14 protein-coding genes are annotated in these 20,374 nt (G+C 60.9%); 12 read left to right on the top strand and 2 right to left on the bottom strand.

Annotated elements, in window-relative coordinates; all coding sequences use genetic code 11:
• Position 1: 1 nt before the first annotated feature.
• The 8 genes from HMPREF2845_RS05515 to HMPREF2845_RS05485 all read left to right on the top strand — a co-directional run bounded on the left by HMPREF2845_RS05515 (position 2) and on the right by HMPREF2845_RS05485 (position 10,442).
• Positions 2–682 (top strand): lysophospholipid acyltransferase family protein, encoded by a 681-nt coding sequence (locus HMPREF2845_RS05515; protein ID WP_049359481.1) that lies wholly within the window; start codon positions 2–4, stop codon positions 680–682.
• A gap of 200 nt (positions 683–882) precedes the next feature.
• Complete coding sequence (uvrC, locus tag HMPREF2845_RS05510) at positions 883–2,823, top strand: excinuclease ABC subunit UvrC (protein ID WP_070634100.1); 1,941 nt, start codon at positions 883–885, stop codon at positions 2,821–2,823.
• A gap of 153 nt (positions 2,824–2,976) precedes the next feature.
• Positions 2,977–4,182 (top strand): methionine adenosyltransferase, encoded by a 1,206-nt coding sequence (gene metK, locus HMPREF2845_RS05505; RefSeq protein WP_005506182.1) that lies wholly within the window; start codon positions 2,977–2,979, stop codon positions 4,180–4,182.
• Positions 4,183–4,215: 33 nt separating this feature from the next.
• The gene (locus tag HMPREF2845_RS05500) at positions 4,216–6,612 is read left to right on the top strand and encodes a primosomal protein N' family DNA-binding protein (protein ID WP_070634099.1); all 2,397 of its coding nucleotides are present in this window, start codon (positions 4,216–4,218) and stop codon (positions 6,610–6,612) included.
• 110 nt (positions 6,613–6,722) lie between these two features.
• On the top strand, positions 6,723–7,529 hold the full coding sequence (locus HMPREF2845_RS09405; RefSeq protein ID WP_246824602.1) for a hypothetical protein: 807 nt from the start codon (positions 6,723–6,725) through the stop codon (positions 7,527–7,529).
• Entirely contained in the window at positions 7,526–9,334 is a 1,809-nt protein-coding gene (locus HMPREF2845_RS05495) for an aconitase (protein ID WP_246824601.1), read from the top strand. The genes HMPREF2845_RS09405 and HMPREF2845_RS05495 overlap by 4 nt, the downstream gene beginning before the upstream one ends.
• 229 nt (positions 9,335–9,563) lie before the next feature.
• Positions 9,564–9,815 carry a hypothetical protein gene (locus HMPREF2845_RS05490; protein WP_049327135.1) on the top strand — a complete coding sequence of 84 codons (252 nt, stop codon included), beginning with the start codon at positions 9,564–9,566 and terminating at the stop codon, positions 9,813–9,815.
• 375 nt (positions 9,816–10,190) lie between these two features.
• Positions 10,191–10,442 (top strand): DNA mismatch repair protein, encoded by a 252-nt coding sequence (locus HMPREF2845_RS05485; RefSeq protein WP_070634098.1) that lies wholly within the window; start codon positions 10,191–10,193, stop codon positions 10,440–10,442.
• 270 nt (positions 10,443–10,712) lie between these two features.
• Here HMPREF2845_RS05485 and HMPREF2845_RS05480 read toward each other — a convergent pair whose 3' ends face one another.
• Positions 10,713–11,840, bottom strand: a complete 1,128-nt coding sequence (locus HMPREF2845_RS05480) for a glycosyltransferase family 4 protein (protein WP_070634097.1) — start codon at positions 11,838–11,840, stop codon at positions 10,713–10,715.
• Between the two features lie 9 nt (positions 11,841–11,849).
• Positions 11,850–12,890, bottom strand: a complete 1,041-nt coding sequence (locus HMPREF2845_RS05475; protein ID WP_070634096.1) for an alpha/beta fold hydrolase — start codon at positions 12,888–12,890, stop codon at positions 11,850–11,852.
• A gap of 240 nt (positions 12,891–13,130) precedes the next feature.
• Here HMPREF2845_RS05475 and leuS point away from each other — a divergent pair, with 240 nt between their 5' ends.
• From leuS to pgk, 4 genes are all read left to right on the top strand, one after another.
• On the top strand, positions 13,131–15,632 hold the full coding sequence (gene leuS, locus HMPREF2845_RS05470; protein WP_371260515.1) for a leucine--tRNA ligase: 2,502 nt from the start codon (positions 13,131–13,133) through the stop codon (positions 15,630–15,632).
• 195 nt (positions 15,633–15,827) lie between these two features.
• Positions 15,828–16,895, top strand: a complete 1,068-nt coding sequence (locus tag HMPREF2845_RS05465) for a DegV family protein (RefSeq protein WP_070634095.1) — start codon at positions 15,828–15,830, stop codon at positions 16,893–16,895.
• Positions 16,896–17,512: 617 nt separating this feature from the next.
• On the top strand, positions 17,513–18,517 hold the full coding sequence (gene gap, locus HMPREF2845_RS05460; protein ID WP_012903599.1) for a type I glyceraldehyde-3-phosphate dehydrogenase: 1,005 nt from the start codon (positions 17,513–17,515) through the stop codon (positions 18,515–18,517).
• A gap of 342 nt (positions 18,518–18,859) precedes the next feature.
• On the top strand, positions 18,860–20,083 hold the full coding sequence (gene pgk / locus HMPREF2845_RS05455) for a phosphoglycerate kinase (protein ID WP_049353121.1): 1,224 nt from the start codon (positions 18,860–18,862) through the stop codon (positions 20,081–20,083).
• Positions 20,084–20,374 lie beyond the last annotated feature (291 nt).

The raw sequence follows: 20,374 nt of genomic DNA, 5'->3' as shown, positions 1-20,374 counted from the left end.
CGTGCTTCTCTACAAATCCACCCAGAAAGCAGTCACCGGAATCCTGCGCACCGTCTTCCGCGCCCGCGTGACCGGACTCGAAAACTTCCCCGCCACCGGCCCGGTGATTGTCGCCTCCAACCACCTGTCCTTCCTGGACTCCATCATTATTTCTGCCATGATGCCGCGTCGCGTGGCGTTCCTCGCCAAGGCTGAGTACGTGAACACCCCCGGCCCGCGCGGCAAGATGATGAAGGCATTCTTCGAAGCCGTGGACATCATTCCCGTGAACCGCTCCGACCGTTCCGAATCGCTCAAGGCACTCGACATTGCCCTGGAGAAGCTGCAGGAAGGTAAGGTCTTCGGCATTTACCCCGAGGGCACCCGTTCCCGCGACGGCTACCTGTACCGCGGCAAGATTGGTGTGGCGTGGCTGGCGCACATGACCGGCGCACCCGTGGTTCCGGTCGGTCTGATTGGCACCGACCGCCTGCAGAAGCCCGGCTCGAACATGATTTACCCGCGCCGCTTCACGATTCGCGTAGGTAAGCCGCTCTACTTTGAGAAGACCGGCGAGAAGATGACCGGCAAGCAGCGCCGCGTCACCACCGACACGATCATGAATGAGATTGCTCAGCTGTCCGGTCAGGCACGAAAGCACGAGTACAACGTTTCGCCCTCAGCCGCACGTGACGCAGGCTAGGGCACTCGCCGCCTATACCGCGTAGACTTAAACCGCGCATTCACGCACCGACCCCCGCGCATTGGGGGAGCTTGGTGCAGGATGCGCGGTTTGTCGTATGCGCGAGTCTGAGATGCCCCCGGTAGCCCCACAGAGGCTCGTCGTAGAGGCACACCGTAGAGAACCGCCGTAAAGCCCAGCAGAGCGAGGAGAAAGTACCCATGGCAGAGCCTTCCAGCTACCGCCCCGCCCCCGGCGAAATCCCCACTGACCCGGGCGTTTATCGTTTCCGCGATGCCGACGGCCGCGTCATCTACGTGGGCAAGGCGAAGAACTTGCGCAACCGCCTCAACAGCTATTTTGCGTCCCCGCAGACGCTGACCCCGAAGACCTACGCAATGGTGCATACGGCGGCGAGCGTGGAGTGGACCGTGGTGGCGAGCGAGATGGAATCGCTGCAGCTCGAATACACCTGGATTAAGGAGTTTTCGCCGCGCTTCAACATTGCGTTCCGCGACGATAAGTCGTACCCGTACCTGGCGATTACGGTCAATGACGTGTACCCGCGCGCCATGGTCACTCGCGGCGAGCGCCGTAAGGGCGTGCGCTATTTTGGTCCGTATTCGCAGGCGTGGGCGATTCGTGAAACCCTGGATGCGCTACTGCGCGTGTTCCCGGTGCGCACCTGCACGAACGGCGTGTTTAACCGCGCGAAGAATAGCGGTCGACCCTGCCTGCTCGGCTATATCGATAAGTGCGCAGCGCCGTGCGTGGGCAAGATTAGCGCCGAGGAGCACCGCGAGTTGGCGCGCGGTCTGACCCGATTTATGGGTGGTGGCGCTGAGAAGCATATCGCCCAGTTGACCGCGGAAATGAAAGCCGCCGCCGCTGATATGGACTTTGAGCGCGCCGCGATTCTTCGCGACGATATTGCCGCGCTGACTAAGGCGTTTGAGCGTAACGCCGTGGTGCTCGGCGCGACCGTGGATGCCGACCTGTTCGCCTACGCCGAGGACGACCTGGAGGCATCCGTTCAGGTGTTCTTCGTGCGCGGCGGCAGGATCCGCGGCCAGCGCGGCTGGATCGTGGAGAAGGTCAACGACAGCACCGACGCGCAGCTCATTGAGCAGCTGATTGCGCAGGTGTACAGCGATATTGCGGCGAGCCTCGCCTCCCAGAAGGACGCCGAGAAGAGCCTGAACAGCTACGATATTCCGCGTTCCGTGCTCGTGCCGGTGGAGCCCGAGAATAAGGAGCAACTGGCGTCTTGGCTGGCGGAGGTGCGCGGCGGCCCCGTGGAGATTAGCGTCCCGCAGCGCGGCGACAAGGCAGAGCTCATGAAGACGGTCGCCGAGAACGCGCGCCAGTCGCTGACCCTGCACAAGAGCCGCCGTGCCGGCGATTTGACCACCCGCAGCGCCTCCCTCGTGGAGCTGCAGGAAGCGCTGGAACTACCGGACCCGCTGCTGCGCATCGAGTGCTACGACATTTCGCATGTGCAGGGCACGAACGTGGTCGCCTCCATGGTTGTCTTTGAGGACGGCATGCCCGCAAAGAACGCCTACCGCACCTACAGCATTACCGGCGACGCCGCGCGTGACGATACCGCCAGTATGTACGACGTCATCACCCGCCGATTCAAGAGGCATCTGGCGCAGCAGGCGGAGCGCGAAGCAGCCCCCGTGCACTCCGGCGAGATTGACGCCTCCACGCCCGAGCCGGCGAAGTTCGCCTACCCGCCGAACCTGGTGCTCGTGGACGGCGGCCCGCCTCAGGTGGCTGCCGCCTCCGCCGCGTTGAGCGATTTGGGCATTACGGATGTGTACGTTGCCGGCATCGCTAAGCGCCTGGAGGAACTGTGGCTACCGGACGACGACTACCCGGTCGTACTACCGCGTACTTCGCAGGCGCTGTACCTGGTGCAGCGCATCCGCGATGAGGCGCACCGTTTCGCTATCACCTTCCACCGTTCCAAGCGCGGTAAGGCGATGGTCGCCTCCGCCCTGGATGAGGTGCCCGGTTTGGGCGAGGTGAAGCGTGCCGCGCTGATTAAGCACTTCGGGTCGGTGGCTCAGATTAAGCAGGCGAGCGCCGAGGAGCTGACGGCGGTGCCGGGTATTGGTCCGGCGTTGGCTCAGAAGATTCTGGCGGCGCTGACCTAATCCTCTGGCTGGCGCTGAGTGAAGGCCCGCCCGGGGTGTGAACGCAGCACCCCGCCTCGTAATGGCGCTTAACAAACGTGTCATAATTGAAGGAAACCGTCATCATTACGAGCGCGCTATCTTCGCGCGCCCTCAACCAGTAGAGTGGAAACCGTGAGTAATAACCATCTGCGCCTATTCACCAGCGAGTCGGTGACTGAAGGCCACCCCGATAAGATTTGTGACCAGATTTCTGACGCCATCCTTGACGGCATTATTGCCCAGGATCCCGCAGCGAACGTTGCTGTGGAGACCATGGTAACCACCGGTCAGGTGCATGTTGCTGGTGAGGTGACCACCTCCAGCTACGTCGAAATCCCCTCCATCGTGCGCGAGACCATTCTGGGTATCGGCTACGATTCCTCTACCCGCGGCTTCGACGGTGAGTTCTGCGGCGTGTCCGTGTCCATTGGCGAGCAGTCCCCGGACATTAACGCCGGCGTGTACGAGTCCCTCGAGGTTCGTCAGGGCATTGCTGCTGACGAGTACGACCGCCAGGGTGCGGGCGACCAGGGCATCATGTTCGGTTACGCATCCAACGAGACCAACGTGCTGATGCCCGCCCCGATTTGGCTGGCGCACCGCCTCTCTGAGCGTCTGACCAAGGTCCGTAAGGACGGCCTGCTGACCGAGCTGCGCCCCGACGGCAAGACTCAGGTGACCCTCGGCTACGATTCGAACAACGTGCCTGTCTCCGTGGACACCGTCGTTGTTTCGAGCCAGCACACCGCAAGCTACGACCTGGCTGACCTGCGTGCAGACATTGAGAAGCACGTTATCGCACCGGTTCTGGGCAGCGTCGAGCTGGATTCTTCCAACGCTAAGTTCATTGTGAACCCCGCCGGCCGCTTTGTTCAGGGTGGCCCCGTGGGTGACGCGGGCCTGACCGGCCGCAAGATCATTGTGGACACCTATGGCGGTTCGGCTCGTCACGGTGGTGGCGCGTTCTCCGGTAAGGACCCGTCGAAGGTGGACCGTTCCGCAGCGTACGCAATGCGTTGGGTTGCGAAGAACATTGTGGGTGCCGGTCTTGCCGACCGCGCCGAGGTTCAGGTGGCGTACGCTATCGGCCAGGCAGCGCCGGTCGGTCTGTACGTTGAAACCTTCGGCACCGAGAAGGTCGACCCGATCAAGATTGAGAAGGCTGTGCGTGAGGTCTTCGACCTGCGCCCGCTGGCAATCATTAACGAACTGGATCTGCGCCGCCCGATCTACAAGAAGACCGCAGCTCACGGCCACTTCGGCCGCACCGAGCCGGAATTCACCTGGGAGCGCCTGAACCGCGTGGATGCACTGCGTTCGGCAGTGTCCTCCTCCTAATATCTGTCAGGGTAGAGGAGCACGCTGATTCGGGTGACTCAGAGCAGTTCTGAATCGAACTCTTCGGCACCGTTGGGTGCTCAGCAGGAATCCCTGCAACAGCTTGACCTGTTGCAGGGATTTCCTGCTCTTCGCGATGCCCTGATTCCGGCTGCCCCGGAGCCGGTAAACGTTGCCGCCGAGTTGGAGGCGAGCGGCGTGCCGAACCCTGTGGCGCGTGTGCGCGTGGATAGCACCCTGCCGCAGGTGGACCGCACGTTTGATTACCGTGTGCCCGCCGAGCTGAGTGAGGATGCGGTGCCCGGCGCCCGCGTGCGCGTGCTGTTCAACGGCCACGAGCTGACCGGTTACATTGAGGAGCGCGCCGCTACGACTGATTGGACGCGCACTTCGCTGCTGCCGCTCAAGTCGGTGCTGTCGCGTGTGCCCTCTGTTGCGCCCGAAATTTTTGCGCTTGCCGAGGCCCTTGCTGACCGTTACGCCTCCACGGTGGCGAACGTGCTGCGCCTGGCGGTGCCGCCGCGCATTGCCGCGCTGGATAAGAAGTACGCGCCCCTTCTGCCGGGTTACGAGTCGGCGTATTTGGGTGATTCTGCTCCGGTAAGCACTTCCGATGCTCCCGAGAACGCGGCTCCCGAGCATGTGGCTTCCGAGAGCACCGAATCTGAGCCTTCTACCGCCTCCGCTACCTCCAGCACTACCGACCCGTACGCGTGGCTTGCCACCCCCGGCGCGCCCGCACCCTTCGTGCTGGACCCGCCGGCGCTGAACCCGGACGCGCCGGATGCCGCCTCCGTCTTCTCCGATTACGAGAACGGCGCGGAGTTCATTGAAGATGTTGCCGCCGGTGCCGCGACCCGCGCCGTGATGACGGTTCTTCCCGGTCACCTGGAGCACACGTGGGCGGATGTTTTGGCGACCGCACTCGCGGCTGCTGCTGCCAGTGGTCGCGGCGCTATTGCGGTGGTTCCGACCGCTAAGAACCTGGATCTTCTGGAGGCGGCGCTCGCCGAGCGTCTGCCCGCTGATTCGTTTGTGCGTTTGAGTTCTGATTCGACTCCGCATACTCGCTATCACGGTTTTGTGAAGGCGCGTTTGGGGCAGGTGCCGGTGGTGATTGGTACCCGCGCGGCAGCCTACGCGCCGGTGGCGAACCTGGGCCTGGTGGTGTGCTGGGATGACGGCGATTCTTCGCTGGTGGAGCAGCGCGCCCCGTATTGTCATGCCCGTGATGTGTTGCTTCTGCGTGCTTCTGCTGAGAATACTGCGGCGCTGTTTGCCGGGTTCAGCATGAGTAGTGAGGCGGCGCGTCTGGTGCGTACCCGCTGGGCGTCTCATGTGCGTGCGCCGCGTGCGTTGGTGCGTGATTATTCGCCGCGTATTTTTTCGACGGGTTCGGAGTTTGAGTTGGCGCGTGACCCGTTGGCGGCGATGGCGCGTATTCCTCACCTGGCGTTTGAGCATGCTCGTCGGGCGTTGGCGCGTGGTCCTGTGTTGGTGCAGGTGGCGCGTAGCGGTTATATTCCGTCGTTTTCGTGCGAGCGTTGCCGCATGCCGGCGCGTTGTGGCGAGTGTAGTGGGCCTTTGTCGGTGGCTTCGGGTTCGTCGGTTCCGTCGTGTTCGTGGTGCGGTCATTTGGCGCAGCAGTGGCGTTGTTCTGAGTGTGGTTTTACGCATTGGCGTTATTCGGCGGCGGGTGCGACTCGTACTGCTGAGGAGCTGGGTCGTGCGTTCCCGAATGTTCCGGTGATTTCTTCGGCGGGTGATCATGTGCGGGCGTCGGTTGGTCCTGAGCCTGCGTTGGTGGTGGCGACTCCGGGTGCTGAGCCGGTGGCTTTTGGCGGCTATGCGGCGGCGCTTCTTCTGGATGCCGATAAGATGCTTCGTTTTGATTCGTTGCGTGCTCCGGAGGCGGCGTTGCGTCGCTGGTTGAATGCGGCGGCGTTGGTTCGTCCGGCGGCTCTTGAGGGTACGGTGGTGACGACTGCTTCGCCGTCGCCGGTGGAGCAGGCGCTGGTGCGTTGGGATCCGGCGTGGTTTGCTCGTCAGGAGCTGGAGGAGCGCGCGCAGACGGGTCTGCCTCCGGCGGTTCGTACGGCTGCGGTGACCGGTGCGGAGGCGGATGTTCGCGCCTTCATGGAGGAGTTCTTGGGTTCTTCTGCGTTGCCGGAGCGGGTGCGTGAGCAGTTGCGTATTGTGGGCCCGGTTCCTCTGGATCAGGGGTATTTTGCCTGGTCGGAGTCTCTTGAGGAGGATTCTGAGGAGGCGCCGGTTCAGGGCGATTGGCGTACCCTGATGTTTTTCTCGTACGGCATTGCTCAGCAGGTGACCCGTGAGTTGCGTGCTACGCGTGCAACGATTGCGGCGTTGAAGAAGAACGTGGGGGAGCGGCCGGTTCAGATTCGCTGTGACGGCCTGGACGTGCTGTGATTTTCTAGTCGTGCTGTAGTGTTCTAGTGAGGGGCGGTTTTTGCCCCGGGTTGGGCGTTGGCACGCGGGTTTGCGGGCGCGCTGTGCGCAGAGGCGAGGAGGTGAGAGGCATGTCGAAGGTGCCTCATCTGCTGAAGGGTAGTGCGCTGCCCGACGGTGAGCAGCGGCAGCTGGCTGAGTATGCTTCTGTGCATCCGAAGAGTGCCCTGCACCGCAAGGGCCAGCACCATGATGCGGCGGTGCTACTGGTTCACGGTATCGGCTACCAGAATCACGGCGAGACGCTCGCGTATTTTGGCAAGCCGGTGGCGCATAGTGTGCAGACTCTGCTGGCGCTGAACACGGATTCTGTCGCGCTCTCCGAAGAGAACCCCGCCGCGGAGGCTTCTGCGCGGGTTCGTGTTGAGGTGATTCCTGACGGCGATACCCTCCCGCTTGCCGCCGAGGTGAACCCGCTGAGCCACCACAGCGAGTTGACGTATTCGTTGACGATTGAACGCACGGAGTACCCTGCTGACCCAGCCGACCCGGTTGAGGAAAGCCCGCAGGTTGAAGAGAACTCCGCGCAGGAAGAACCCGCCGAAGCCTCCGAGTCCAAAGAATCTACAAGAATCAGTCTGCCGAAAATTGAACTTCCGAAGGTTGAGCTGCCCAAGGTGGAACTGCCTAAAGTGGAGCTCCCTAAGATTGAGCTGCCGAAAATTGAGCTTCCCAAGGTAGAGCTCCCGAACATCGATTTCTCGAACATCGAGCTGCCTAATCTTGAGCTTCCGCGCCTGCCTCAGCCGAAGCCGCGCCCGGTTCGCACGGTCACTCGCCGTAGCCTCCTCTTTCAGGAGGGCTTCTGGCGGCCCAGGCATTACCGTCCGTTGAAGGAGCATTTGCCCTGGTTGGCGTCGGTTTTGCCGCTGTTTTGATGTTCTGCTTTTACTATGAGCGCCCCGGCGCGACCTGGCGTGAGCGTGCCGGGCACCTGTTGCGTTCTACGGCGCGGTTTGTGAACGTGGCGCTGTGGCTGGTGCTGGCGGCTATGGCGCTCATGACGTTCCGTGATGCTTTTGTGGCGTCCCTGGGCACTCCACAGGGTGCGTTTACGGGTCTGGCGGCGGTGCTCGGGCTGGGTATTGTGGGCTGGGTTTTGGCTCGTCGTGCCCGTGAGCTGTGGGCGCTGATGAAGGCTATTCCGACGCAGCTGATTCAGACGGCAACCAGCCCGGAGTCGCGCGATTTGGAGCGTATTTATGCGCGTCTGGATCGTCAGCTGGACGATTTGAGTTCCCGTAGCGATACGGTGGGCATTATTGCTCATTCGCAGGGCGGGTATTTGAGCTATGAGTTGCTGCGTCGTCGTGCGGCGGCGGGTAAGAAGCCGATTCGTTTCTTCTACGGCCTGGGTAGTGGCGTGGTCCCGATTAGCATTATCGCTAGTGACCGCAACGACATTCCGGGGCACCTGGATGCCGCGGGCGGCTACCGTAACCGCGCCATGCTGCTGTGGGTGAGCGCGGTTGCGGCGTTCTCCTGGCTGGTGGAGGCATCCCTGCTGTTTGGTCCGTACCGTTCGCTGCTGCACTATACGATGCTGGTGCCCCTGGCGTTGAGCGTGGTGCCTCTGGTTGCGAGCGTGCCGGGTGCCTTCAAAGGTAGGGCGCGTATTGGCCGCAAGAGCGCCCGGGAAAGCGCCTCCGCAAAAGCCTCGGCAAACACCCCGGCGGATGTGCGCCTGGTCAACCCGTACGGCACGCGCGCCTACGTGAAGTGGCTGATTCCGCTGCTCTTCGTGCACGGCGTTTTCATGCTGTACGCGGTGTTCATGCTACTGCTGGCTCAGTTGCGTGTTGAGGGCGCGGTCCCTGAGCTGACCGCCGCCTCCGTGGCGTTTTGGGGCGCGCTGATTCTGGTGCTCATGATGTCGGTGCGTAGCGCCTGCCACCTGTATGTGCGCGCCTACGCGCCGATGCTGCAGGATCTTGATGTGGCTGACCGGTGTGAGATTTCGGCTCGTGGTGACAGTATTGGCAGGTCGAATATTACTCAGCCCGCCGATGTAGACGTCAGCTTTGTGACTCTACCGGGCCCGTCGGTGAATAGTCACATGCAGTATTTTGATGCGTGTTCGCCGGTGCCGTTGATGCTTGCGCACCGCCTGGTGCCGCACATGATGCCGGCGGGTGAGCAGGCGCAGAAGGCGGCGGCTTTCACCGATATTGGTGCGGAACTGAACCACGGTTTTGCGCGCGTGAAGAAGTGGATGCGCACCATGCATTACGGGCTGTATGCGGTGCTTCTGCTGATGCTGTCGGTGCTACTGAATGTGGCGTCTCCGGTGAGCCTGTCCGCGTTGACGGGGCTTGATACGTCGCACCTACATTCGGAGGGTTTTGACCGTCTGGTGGCGGATGCTCAGCAGCTGCGTGAGCAGGCGGGTTCTTCGGATCTGCTGCTGTGGATTCTGGTCGGCATTTTTGTGGTGGAGGCGCTGCTGATGATGGTGCTTTCGCCGTGGACTCAGCGGCGTTTGCAGCGTGCGTTCATGATGCGCAAGGTGGACCGCACGGGTCAGCTGAGCGAGTTCAATCCTTTGCCGATGGTGACGGCTCTTCTGGGCCTTGATGGTGACGAGGATGATGACGAAGATGAAGCCGTGGCGAGCGCAGGGGAGAAGGGCGCGTCTCAAACTTATGCAGTCCAGACCAGTACAGCACAGGCGAACGGGATGTAGATTAGTCTCGCTCGGCGGGGGCTCACATCCGCCATTTTATGCACCTTTGTGCATTTAGTGGTTGATGGTAGCTCTAGGTGCTCCTAATTAGCGTAGTCTCCGTATCCGCGGTAATATATTCAGCACTGCGGATACTATTTCGGCGCTTGTCGAGGTGGTGTTGGCAGTATCTATCACTCAACTTCGCGCACGCTTCACAACCGTGCGCACCAACGAAAGATGAATACTGGTGACTCAGACTATGATCGCCCCCGCATACGAACCTGCATGCGGCGGGTCTGCTTCTGTACACAATTACGGCGTCATGCACCCGGACCCCGTGTTGCTTTCCGATATGACCAGCGCAGAACGAGGAGCTGTTTACCGCTACTTGGCGCGCTTCGCTGAGCTGGATGACGCAAAGATTTTCTACGCGTACGGTCACGCTTACGAACTGGCTCGTAAGGATGCTGAACGCGGTCTCTACGCAACTATGGCGTAGCCTGCATAATTAGCTTTGGAAATGCTGCTGCACTCCTCGTGAGTGCGGCAGCATTTCTGCTTTTCGGGCTGGCTTTCACGCTGGCTTTCACATTGGCTTTCGGGTGGGCTTTAGTTCGGTTGGGAACTCGGCGGTCCCATGCCGCTATGATGCCCCTGATTTCTTCCTGACAACCGGGGACGTGTCCACTATGGGGGCGTTCCCTGATGGTTCTTGAACATTGATTAGCTCTTGGGTAGTTTAGAGGTATCACAACCACTACTGCGAAGAGACTTCCGATGATCTCCGTAGGTTCTTTTCGCGGTGTTGCCTCCGGTAGCGTCTGCATTGTTGCGGCGCTCCACTAAGAAACGCCCTAAGGAAAGGTTCTCGCCGATGAGCTTCACCAATATTGCCTATGATTACGAGCCGGAATTTGGCGATTCGGCACCGAGCCGCGACAACGGCATTACTCACCCTGACCCTGTACTGCTGTCCTCGATGACGAAGGCTCAGCGTGGCGCGGTGTGCCGCTACCTGGCTCGTTTTGCTGAGCTGGATGACGCGAAGATTTTCTACGCGTACGGTCATGCAGATGAGCTGGCTGCGAAGGAAGCGGCTCGTACCGGTAGCTTTGCTACGGTCTAAGGATTTCTGCTCCGGTGTGATGCGGTGAGGCTGCACCTTCCGGATGTGCCCTCAGGGTGCCCGAGCTCTGCGAGGGCGGGTTCCCTGCGTCGGCGCGGAGGAAGTGTGTAGAGAACCGCCGCTTGTAGACCTTTGTCGCAAGCCATCCTTGCACTCCCTTACCGCAAGCCACATATGCTACCCGGCGACCACAAACTAAATACGAGAATGCCGCCGCACCCTCCCGAGTTTCGGGGGAGTGCGGCGGCATTTCTTTGCCTAACGCAGGCCTTAGAGCCCGCGCACGACCTCCAGCAGCTTGAGCGCGGAGTTGCGCCAGGAGTAGCGGCGCACATCCGACAGGCCGTCAATGATGACGCGCTCACGAACGGCGGTGTCCTCCAGGGAGCGGATAGCCTTCACCCAATCGGCGACGTTCGCCTCCGGGGCGCCGTCAACCGGCGCAAACACGGCGTGCGGGGCAATCTCACGGAAAATCGGGATGTCACTAATCACCGCGGGGCAACCGGCAGCCTGAGCCTCAACCACGGGCAGACCGTAACCCTCCTCGCGGGAAGCAGTCACCAGCGCGTGCGCCTGGCGGAGCAGCTGCTGGTACTCCTCATCGCTCACGCCGTTGTGCACCTCCACGTTCTCACCGATGAGGCGCTCGTCGGTGAGCTGCACCAGGCGCTGCGGCGGCATCTTCGACAGCAGGTGCAGGCGGTAATCAGGCAGGGAACGCATCGCCAGCAGCAGGGTTTCTACGTTCTTGTACGGCATGAACGAACCCATGTACACCAGGTGCTTGACGGGCTGCTCTTCGCGGGTGGTGGCGCGTTCCAGCGCGGTTTGGCGGGAGACGACGCTGCCGGGCTGCGGGGCGTTGGGCACCACGAACAGCGGCTTGGTGGTCAGCTCGTGCTCACGAATCAGTGAGGCGGTCGACTCAGAAACAGTCACGACCGCGTCGCCGTGGTTGAGCAGGAAGCGCTGCGGGGTGTAGGTCTTGTGGAAGAGTCGCCAACCCACGCGCACCGGTGCGGGCAGGAACCCGGGCGGGGTCGGGTGCGAGTAGTAGATCAGGTCGTGCAGGGTGAGGATCAGCTTGAATTTGCGTCCGGTGGAGCCGATGGTCTGCATGGGGGAGAACACCACGTCCGGCGCGTACTTATTCAGCTGTAGCGAGGCGGTCGGTTCGAGCGGGCCGGTGGGCGAGCTGATCTTCACGTGCGGCAAATCCGGCAGCATCTCCAGCTGACGCTCGTCGCTGATGATCATGGTCAGGTCGAGGTCGGTGGCGGCTTCGTCACCGGTGTCAATGAGGGTTTTGAGCGCGCCCAGCAGGGACGCGGTGTAGCGGCTGATGCCGTCGTGGAAGCCGATACGGGTGTATCGGGCGTCAACCATGAGTTTCATGTTGGTTCCTTACTTCTCGTTCCCTGAGTGGCCGGCGGCGAAATCGGCGATGAGTTCCGCGGCGCGGCGAGGGGTTTCGTAGTGGATGAGGTGCCCGACTTCGGGGATCATGTCCAGGCGCTCGCGGGCACCGGTCGAAGTAGCGGGCAGGTCGCGGGAGGTCAGCGTCGCGTACATGGCGCGAGCCGTTTCGGGGGTGCCCAGGTCGTCGTCTTCGGCAACGAGCATTTGCACGGGTACCCGGATGGCGGCGGCGTATTCGGCGGCGGTGTGCGTAATGGACGCTTCGTAGGCGCTGAGCACTCCGCGGCGGGAGCCGAAGGAGCCGAAGTAGGCGGCGTGCTGGCCGTTGATGAAGCGGCGCATTGCCTTGTCTTTGGTGCGCATCATGACTTCGCTGGAGGCGCGGGTAATCAGCTGCGAACGCAGGAGCGGGTAGCCGATTTTTTCGGGTAGTGCCGCGCCGGCGCGGTAGTAAAGGGAGGCGAGGCGGGAGGCGACGCGCTGGCTGCCTTCGAGGGCGGGCTCGCTAATCGGGTTGATGAGCGAGAGGAGCGCGAGCGAGTTCGGGTGTGCGGCGGCGAAGGCGCTGGTGACGATGGAGCCGAAGGAGTGGCCGACCACGTGCAGCGGCAGGGGCTGTGCATCCTCGCGGGCGGGGTTGGTGTGTTCCACGAAGTCGTTCAGCCACGCCACGTACGCGTCGATGCTGTCCTCGCCCGGGGCGCTTTCGGGCAGGTCTGCGGAGCGGCCAAAGCCGGGCAGGTCGGGGCTGATGATGCTGACGTTCGGGATGAGCTTCAGCAGGTAGTTCGCGATGATTTCCAGGCCGTGGTGGTCGCCGCGGAAGCCGTGCACGAGCAGCACGGGGTAGGAGCCTTCAGGGAAGGTGCCGTCGTTCATGCCTTTGCCGTACTGCCAGTAGCGGGTCATGACCACCTGCGCACCGTCACCGATGAGGGTGTCGTGGCGGGTGCCGGGAATGAGCGGGCCGGGCACACCCTCAAGAACTGAGGTGTTGGGGGAGTCCGGGGTAACGGTGGAGGTCATGGGTACCTTTCGGGGGTTGGGTACTGGGACGGCAAAGTCCCGTTCTTAATTCTAGGGGAGAAGCCTGAAAGGGCTCTGAAACCTGCCTGACGCATCGGTGGTTGGGCGTGTGATTGCGCAGGTGGTCGGGTGGGTGGTGCCGTCCATTTGGTAGTCGGTGCGGCCTCAACTCTGGTGTGGTGCAGGTTTCGCGTTACACTTGGAGGGTTAAGTTTTTATCAACCTGTCTTTATTTAAGGAATCGCTGTGTCTGCTCAGGTAGAGACCGAACGCAACGAAAATGCGTACGACTTCCGCGCTATGGAAGCCAAGTGGCGCCCCTACTGGGACGAAACGAAGGTTTTCCAGCCCACCGGTGACGCCCCCAAGGGCCGCAAGTATGTGCTGGATATGTTCCCGTACCCCTCCGGTGACCTTCACATGGGTCACGCGGAGGCATTCGCAATTGGTGACATGAACGCCCGCTACTTCAAGCAGTGCGGCTACGATGTTCTGCACCCGATTGGCTGGGACTCCTTCGGCCTGCCCGCTGAGAACGCAGCCATTAAGAACGACACTCACCCCAAGGAGTGGACGTACAAGAACATTGAGACTCAGGCTGAGTCCTTCAAGCGTTACGCTATTGCCGCTGACTGGAGCCGCCGCCTGCACACCTCGGACCCCGAGTACTACAAGTGGACTCAGTGGCTGTTCGAGCAGTTCTACAAGAAGGGCCTGGCGTACCGCAAGGACTCCATGGTCAACTGGTGCCCCAAGGACCAGACCGTGCTCGCGAACGAGCAGGTTGTGAACGGTGCGTGTGAGCGTTGCGGTACTACCGTGACTAAGAAGTCGCTAAACCAGTGGTACTTCAAGATCACTGATTACGCGCAGCAGCTGCTGGACGACATGGAGCAGCTGGAGGGCAAGTGGCCCGACCGTGTTCTGCTCATGCAGCGCAACTGGATTGGCCGCTCCGAGGGTGCTGAGGTGCGCTTCGAGATTGAGGCGACCGAGGACCAGGCTGCAGAGTCCTTCACCGTGTTCACCACCCGCCCGGACACCCTGTACGGTGCAACCTTCATCGTGGTTGCTGCGGATGCGGCGTTCGCCGAGCAGATCGTGGCACCCGAGCACAAGGCTGCCCTGGAGCAGTACCGCGAAGACATTAAGGCACTGAGCGATATTGACCGCCAGTCTTCCGACCGCGAGAAGACCGGCGTGTTCACCGGCCGCTACGCGATTAACCCGCTGACCGGCGCGAAGCTGCCCGTCTGGGCTTCTGACTACGTGCTCGCTGACTACGGTACCGGCGCGATTATGGCTGTGCCCGCGCACGACCAGCGTGACCTTGAGTTCGCCCTGAAGTTCGACCTGCCCATCGTGAAGGTCCTGGACGTTGAGGGTGCTGAGGACCCGGCTACCAGCGGTGTTGCCGCAGCTGGTGACGGCGTGCTCATCAACTCCGGTGAGCTGACCGGCCTGCCGAAGGCTGAGGCGCTCGCTAAGGCTATTGAGCTGGTTGAGGCTGCCGGCACCGGTGAGGGTAAGGTCATTTACCGTCTGCGTGACTGGCTGCTGTCCCGCCAGCGTTTCTGGGGCACCCCCATCCCCGTGATTCACTGTGAGGATTGTGGCGAGGTTCTGGTGCCTGAGGATCAGCTGCCGGTGCTGCTGCCCGATAACCTGCGCGGTGAGCAGCTGGCTCCTAAGGGCCAGTCGCCTCTTGCCGCTGCCGATGACTGGGCGATTGTGCCTTGCCCCGAGTGCGGCAAGCAGGCTCGCCGTGACTCGGACACCATGGACACCTTCGTGGACTCCTCCTGGTACTTCCTGCGTTACGTTTCCCCGAACTTCGATGAGGGCCCCTTCGACCCGCAGGCTATGAGCGAGTGGGGTGCCGTCGATATGTACGTTGGCGGTGTGGAGCACGCTATTCTGCACCTGCTGTACGCACGCTTCTTCACCAAGGTTGTTCGCGACCTGGGTCTGATCAAGCACGATGAGCCGTTCAAAGCGCTCATGAACCAGGGCCAGGTGCTCAACGGCGGTAAGGCTATGTCCAAGTCGCTGGGTAACGGCGTGAACCTGGGCGAGCAGCTCGACAAGTTCGGTGTGGACGCTATCCGCACCACCATGATTTTCGCGTCCCCGCCCGAGGATGACGTGGACTGGGCGGATGTTTCCCCGTCCGGTTCGCAGAAGTTCCTGGCTCGCGCATGGCGCGTGGCTCAGGACGTCGCCAGCGAACCCGGCGTTGACGCAACCACCGGTGACCTGGAGCTGCAGAAGCTGATTGCTCGCACCGTGCACGAGGTTCAGGGCCTGCTGGATAACGGCAAGTTCAACGTGGTTGTTGCTAAGACCATGGAGCTTGTGAACGCTACCCGTAAGGCTATTGACTCCGGTGCTGGTGCGGCTGACCCGGCTGTTCGTAAGGCTGCTGAGACTGTCGCTATTCTGCTGTCTCTGTACGCACCGTACACCGCTGAGGACATGTGGCACGCTCTCGGCCACGACACCCCGGTTCTGACCGCGGGCTTCCCCGAGGTTGACCCGGCTCTGCTGGTGGATGACACCGTCACCGCTATCGTGCAGATCAAGGGCAAGGTCAAGGCTCGCCTGGAGGTTGCGAAGGATATTTCCGAGCAGGAGCTTCAGGAGCTGGCTCTGGCGGATGCCGCTGTTCAGCGTTCGATTGGTGACGCCGAGATCCGCAAGGTGATTGTGCGTGCGCCTAAGCTCGTGAACATCGTAATCTAAGCTTTTTAGATAAAGAAGTTTCTTAGATAAAGTACAAGCCCCGCTGTGGCTTCGGCTCGTTCAACGGAACGAATCTGGAGGTGCGGCGGGGCTTTGCTGTACTGCGGTAGTGATGAGTGCCATAATGTTCAGGGAACGCTAGGAGAGGGTTCGTCATCGAATCACGCACTGACGAACCGGAAGAAGGGCCGGAATATGGAGCGAGAGAATAAAGCAGAGAACCGCATTGCCGTGGTAACCGATAGCGCCGCCGCCCTTGACCCGGAGCTCGTGCGGCGCCTGAGCGCTTGCGGTAATTTTGTGCTGGTTCCGATGCCGGTGACTATTCGCACGCCCGGTGAGCCGGACCGTCAACTGCAGGACTTGACCGCCGCCGAGGTGGACGAGGCAATTATGCTTGCGCACGTGATGGGTCAGACGGTGAGCACTTCCGGGCCCGCACCGGGCGTGTTTGCTGATGTGTATGACGAGTTGGCGTCGCGAGGTTTTACGCATGTGGTGTCGGTGCATCTGTCCGGTGAGCTCTCGGGTACGGTGGAGGCGGCACGCACCGGTGCCCGCCTGAGCCGCCTGGGTTCTAAGGGCGTGAGCGTGGTGGATAGCCGCACGGTCGCGGGCGCCTACGGTCATGCGGTGGTGCGCGCCCTGGAGGTGCTGAACTCTGCCTCCGCAGGCTTGCGCGTTGAGAATCCGAACCCTGAGTATCCGAGCCCTGACTATCCAACTGCGGCGCAGCTGGTGGACTATATTCAGTCCGTCTGCGAGCAGTCCACGCTCTACTTCTATATCCCGACCCTGGATGCTCTGCGCCGCGGTGGTCGTGTTTCCCCGGCGTTGGCGATGGTGGGGCAGATGTTCCAGATTAAGCCGATTGGCACGATTACCGAGGGTAAGCTGGCGTATGTGGAGCGCCCCCGCACTGCGGCGCGCGCCCTGGAGCGCCTGGTGGAGGTGACCGTGCAGACCTGCCGTGAGCATCAGCATGCGGCGGCGCTCAACTCTGCCTCCGCAAGCTCTGTTGCCGCCGCCCCTGCTAACTCTTCTCTTACTGCGACCCCGCGCGGTGAGGTGGTTGCGGTACATCATGTGGGCAACGCGGCGCAGGCGGTGCAGCTGTATGAGCAGGTTCAGCAGATGCTGGGGGAGAGCTCCCTCGTTCATGATGCTGCCGACTCTTCGGCGCCGGAGTTTTTGGTGAGTGCGTTACCGCCGGTGCTGTCGGCTCATTCGGGTTTGGGTGCTGTGGCGCTGGTCGTTTATTAGGATCGTGCACTAGCCGCCTTCCGATGTGCCCATGCTGACCCCGTGTTGTGTGTCTGCGAGTGCACTCGTGCAGTGTTCTTGTGCGGTGTTTTCGTATGATGCGCCGCGGGCGACACGAAATGCGACACGAAATATGCGCAAATTTGTACATCGGGAGCGTATTTAGCCCTCTTTAAGGCTGTGGTGTGTCTTACTTTGGGGTCGTCTGTTTTTGGGTGAGAATTTGCACCGTGTGCGAGCGTATCGGGTGTCATTGAAACCCATTCGCAGGTGAAAGGGTATTTTTTACCCTCAGATTTTGCCTTGATATGGCGCGGTTTTTAGCAAATGTGTGTTTCGTGTGTGTTTATGTTGCCCTGACCGTATCGCAACATTTTCTAGGGGCGAACACAACGTAAAACAACAGAAAACAACGGGTTTTTGCCGATTTTTATGGCACAACTCACAAAAATTTCTTGATGGAACACACCAAAACACACACAAACTAAGGTAGGATTGTTACCAACAACGGCGGAACGAACCGGGCAACATAGAGCACGGACGAATCCGACAAACCAGAGCCTACAAGGCATCGGATTCGTACACCGCCACCAACGCACTGACAAGGAGATACTCCAGTGACCGTACGCGTAGCAATCAACGGCTTCGGCCGCATCGGCCGCACCTTCTTCCGCGCAGCTCAGACCGAGGGCGTCGGCTTCGAGATCGTCGCAATCAACGACCTCACCGATGTTGAGACCCTGGCACACCTGCTGAAGTACGACTCCATCATGGGTCGCTTCAACGCAGAGGTTGAGGTCAAGGAAGGCGCACTGGTTGTTGACGGCAAGGAAATCAAGATCCTCGCTGAGCGTGACCCCCAGAACCTCCCCTGGAAGGACCTGGGCGTTGACGTAGTCCTCGAGTCCACCGGTTTCTTCACCGACGGTACCAAGGCAAAGGCACACATCGAGGCTGGCGCTAAGAAGGTTATCCTCTCCGCTCCCGGTAAGAACATCGACGGCACCTTCGTCATGGGCGTGAACGACGACCAGTACGATGCAGCTAACCACCACATCGTCTCCAACGCATCCTGCACCACCAACTGCCTCGCTCCGATGGCTAAGGTTCTGAACGACGCATTCGGCATCAAGCAGGGTCTGATGACCACCATCCACGCATACACCGCTGACCAGCGTCTGCAGGATGCTCCCCACCGCGACCTGCGCCGTGCACGCGCAGCAGCTGTGAACATGGTCCCCACCTCCACCGGTGCAGCAGCAGCTGTTGGCCTGGTTCTGCCCGAGCTGAAGGGTAAGCTGGACGGCTTCGCAGTCCGCGTTCCCACCATCACCGGCTCCATCACCGACCTGACCTTCACCGCTGAGCGCGAGGTCACCGTTGAGGAAGTCAACGCAGCAGTCAAGGCAGCAGCTGAGGGCCCCATGAAGGGCATCATCAAGTACAACGAGGACCCCATCGTCTCCAAGGACATCGAGGGTGAGTCCATCTCCACCGTCTTCGACGCACCGCTGACCAAGGTCATCGGCGATCAGGTGAAGGTTATCGCTTGGTACGACAACGAGTACGGCTACGTTTCGCGCCTCGTGATGTTCACCAACAAGGTTGTGGCATCCCTCTAAGCCCCAATAGGCTTACGACGCTCACTGAGTGTAAGCGTCACCCCGCGTAACTAACGCATAGTGAACCCCGGCACCACCGCATTAAGCGGGGGAGTCGGGGTTTCCTGTACCAAGGCTCTGTGTAAAGGGTCTTAATAAAACCCCAAAATGTATAAACATACTATTTTCCGTCGCCCTTTTTGGGTCAAAAATACCGTAAGAAAATAGCTGATAGAGAGTGCGAATATCCGCGATATTCTGCGGAAAAACACCATATAAAAGCTATTTACTAGGCTGTCAATCACCCTAATGTTCGGTATGATGGAAACGGTATATAAACCCACCTATCCAGGAGGAATTCCTATGGCTAAGGCACTGTCCGAACTGCTCGAAGAAGGCGTCGCAGGCCGCCACGTTCTCGTCCGTTCCGACCTGAACGTACCCCTGAAGGACGGCGTTGTCACCGACGACGGCCGCGTCCGCGCATCCCTGCCCGTCATTGAGAAGCTTGCCAAGGCTGGCGCACGCGTTATCGTGACCGCGCACCTGGGCCGCCCCAAGGGCAAGGTTGACCCCCAGTACTCCATCGCACCGGCAGCTGCACGCCTGGCTGAGCTGGCATCCGTGCCCGTGAAGGTTGCAACCGACCTGGTAGGCGAGGACGCAAAGGCTAAGGCAGCAGCCCTGGCTGACGGCGAAGTTCTGGTCGTTGAGAACGTCCGCTACGACGCACGCGAGACCTCCAAGGACGACGCAGAGCGCGGCGAATTCGCTGACGAGCTGGTCGCACTGACCGGTGAGAACGGCGCATACGTGAACGACGCATTCGGTGCAGTTCACCGCAAGCACGCTTCCGTCTACGACGTTGCTAAGCGCCTGCCCGCATACCTGGGTGACCTGGTGAAGAAGGAAGTTGACGTTCTGGCTAAGACCCTGAACGATCCCGAGCGTCCCTTCGTTGTGGTCATGGGTGGCGCTAAGGTTTCCGATAAGCTCGCCGTGATTGACAACCTGATCGGTAAGGCTGACACCATCCTCATTGGTGGCGGCATGGGCTACACCTTCGCATACGCACAGGGCTACGAGGTTGGCCAGTCGCTGCTGGAGAAGGACCAGGTCGACAACGTTCTGCGTTACCTGAAGGAAGCTCCCGAGAAGGGCACCGAGATCATCACCGCAGTGGATGTTGTCTGGGCTGACGCATTCTCCGCTGACGCTAACACCGAGATTCGCCCGATTGAGGACCTGACCGGCGGCAAGCTGGGCGCAGAGGCTGAGGGCCTGGACATTGGCCCCAAGACCGCTGAGATTTTCGCTGAGAAGATCAAGGGCGCAAAGACCATCTTCTGGAACGGCCCCGTTGGCGTGTTCGAGATTGCTCCCTTCGCTGAGGGTACCCGCGCAGTGGCTCAGGCTATCGTTGAGTCTGACGCGTTCTCCATCATTGGTGGTGGCGACTCCGCTTCTGCAGTCCGTAACCTGGGCTTCAAGGATGAGCAGTTCGGCCACATCTCCACCGGTGGTGGCGCTTCCCTCGAGTACATTGAGGGTAAGACCCTGCCCGGCCTGGAGGCACTGGGCGCCTAATCTGGGTGCACAGATTTAGTACACGGTTTTAGTGTAAGGAACCCCCGCTGGGGCGGTATTTTGGTACCGTTCCGGCGGGGGTTTCTGCATGCCCGGCTGATCTTTCGTGGGCGGGGTAGCGCACGCTGTTTCCTGGCTATATGCTGTGGATTCCCTAGATGTGCGGCCTGTATCCGGGAGGGACAGAGGCGGCTTTACTAGACTGGAAATATAGAGGTTCCCGGCGCTCACCGGGCGGTACCCATACGGTTACCGCGGGGGAGCGAAGCAGGGAGCGCACGCACCTCCACA

It is taken from the genome of Rothia sp. HMSC065B04 (genome assembly GCF_001812285.1).
GTDB lineage: Bacteria > Actinomycetota > Actinomycetes > Actinomycetales > Micrococcaceae > Rothia > Rothia mucilaginosa.
This window is presented reverse-complemented; position numbering and strand designations above follow the sequence as displayed.

Bases quoted from the DNA above. Each gene is read 5' to 3' on its own strand.
- HMPREF2845_RS09405 (WP_246824602.1), top strand. From the start codon at position 6,723: ATGTCGAAGGTGCCTCATCTGCTGAAGGGTAGTGCGCTGCCCGACGGT.
- HMPREF2845_RS05475 (WP_070634096.1), bottom strand. From the start codon at position 12,890: ATGACCTCCACCGTTACCCCGGACTCCCCCAACACCTCAGTTCTTGAG.
- HMPREF2845_RS05465 (WP_070634095.1), top strand. From the start codon at position 15,828: ATGGAGCGAGAGAATAAAGCAGAGAACCGCATTGCCGTGGTAACCGAT.
- pgk (WP_049353121.1), top strand. From the start codon at position 18,860: ATGGCTAAGGCACTGTCCGAACTGCTCGAAGAAGGCGTCGCAGGCCGC.
- HMPREF2845_RS05485 (WP_070634098.1), top strand. From the start codon at position 10,191: ATGAGCTTCACCAATATTGCCTATGATTACGAGCCGGAATTTGGCGAT.
- HMPREF2845_RS05480 (WP_070634097.1), bottom strand. From the start codon at position 11,840: ATGAAACTCATGGTTGACGCCCGATACACCCGTATCGGCTTCCACGAC.
- uvrC (WP_070634100.1), top strand. From the start codon at position 883: ATGGCAGAGCCTTCCAGCTACCGCCCCGCCCCCGGCGAAATCCCCACT.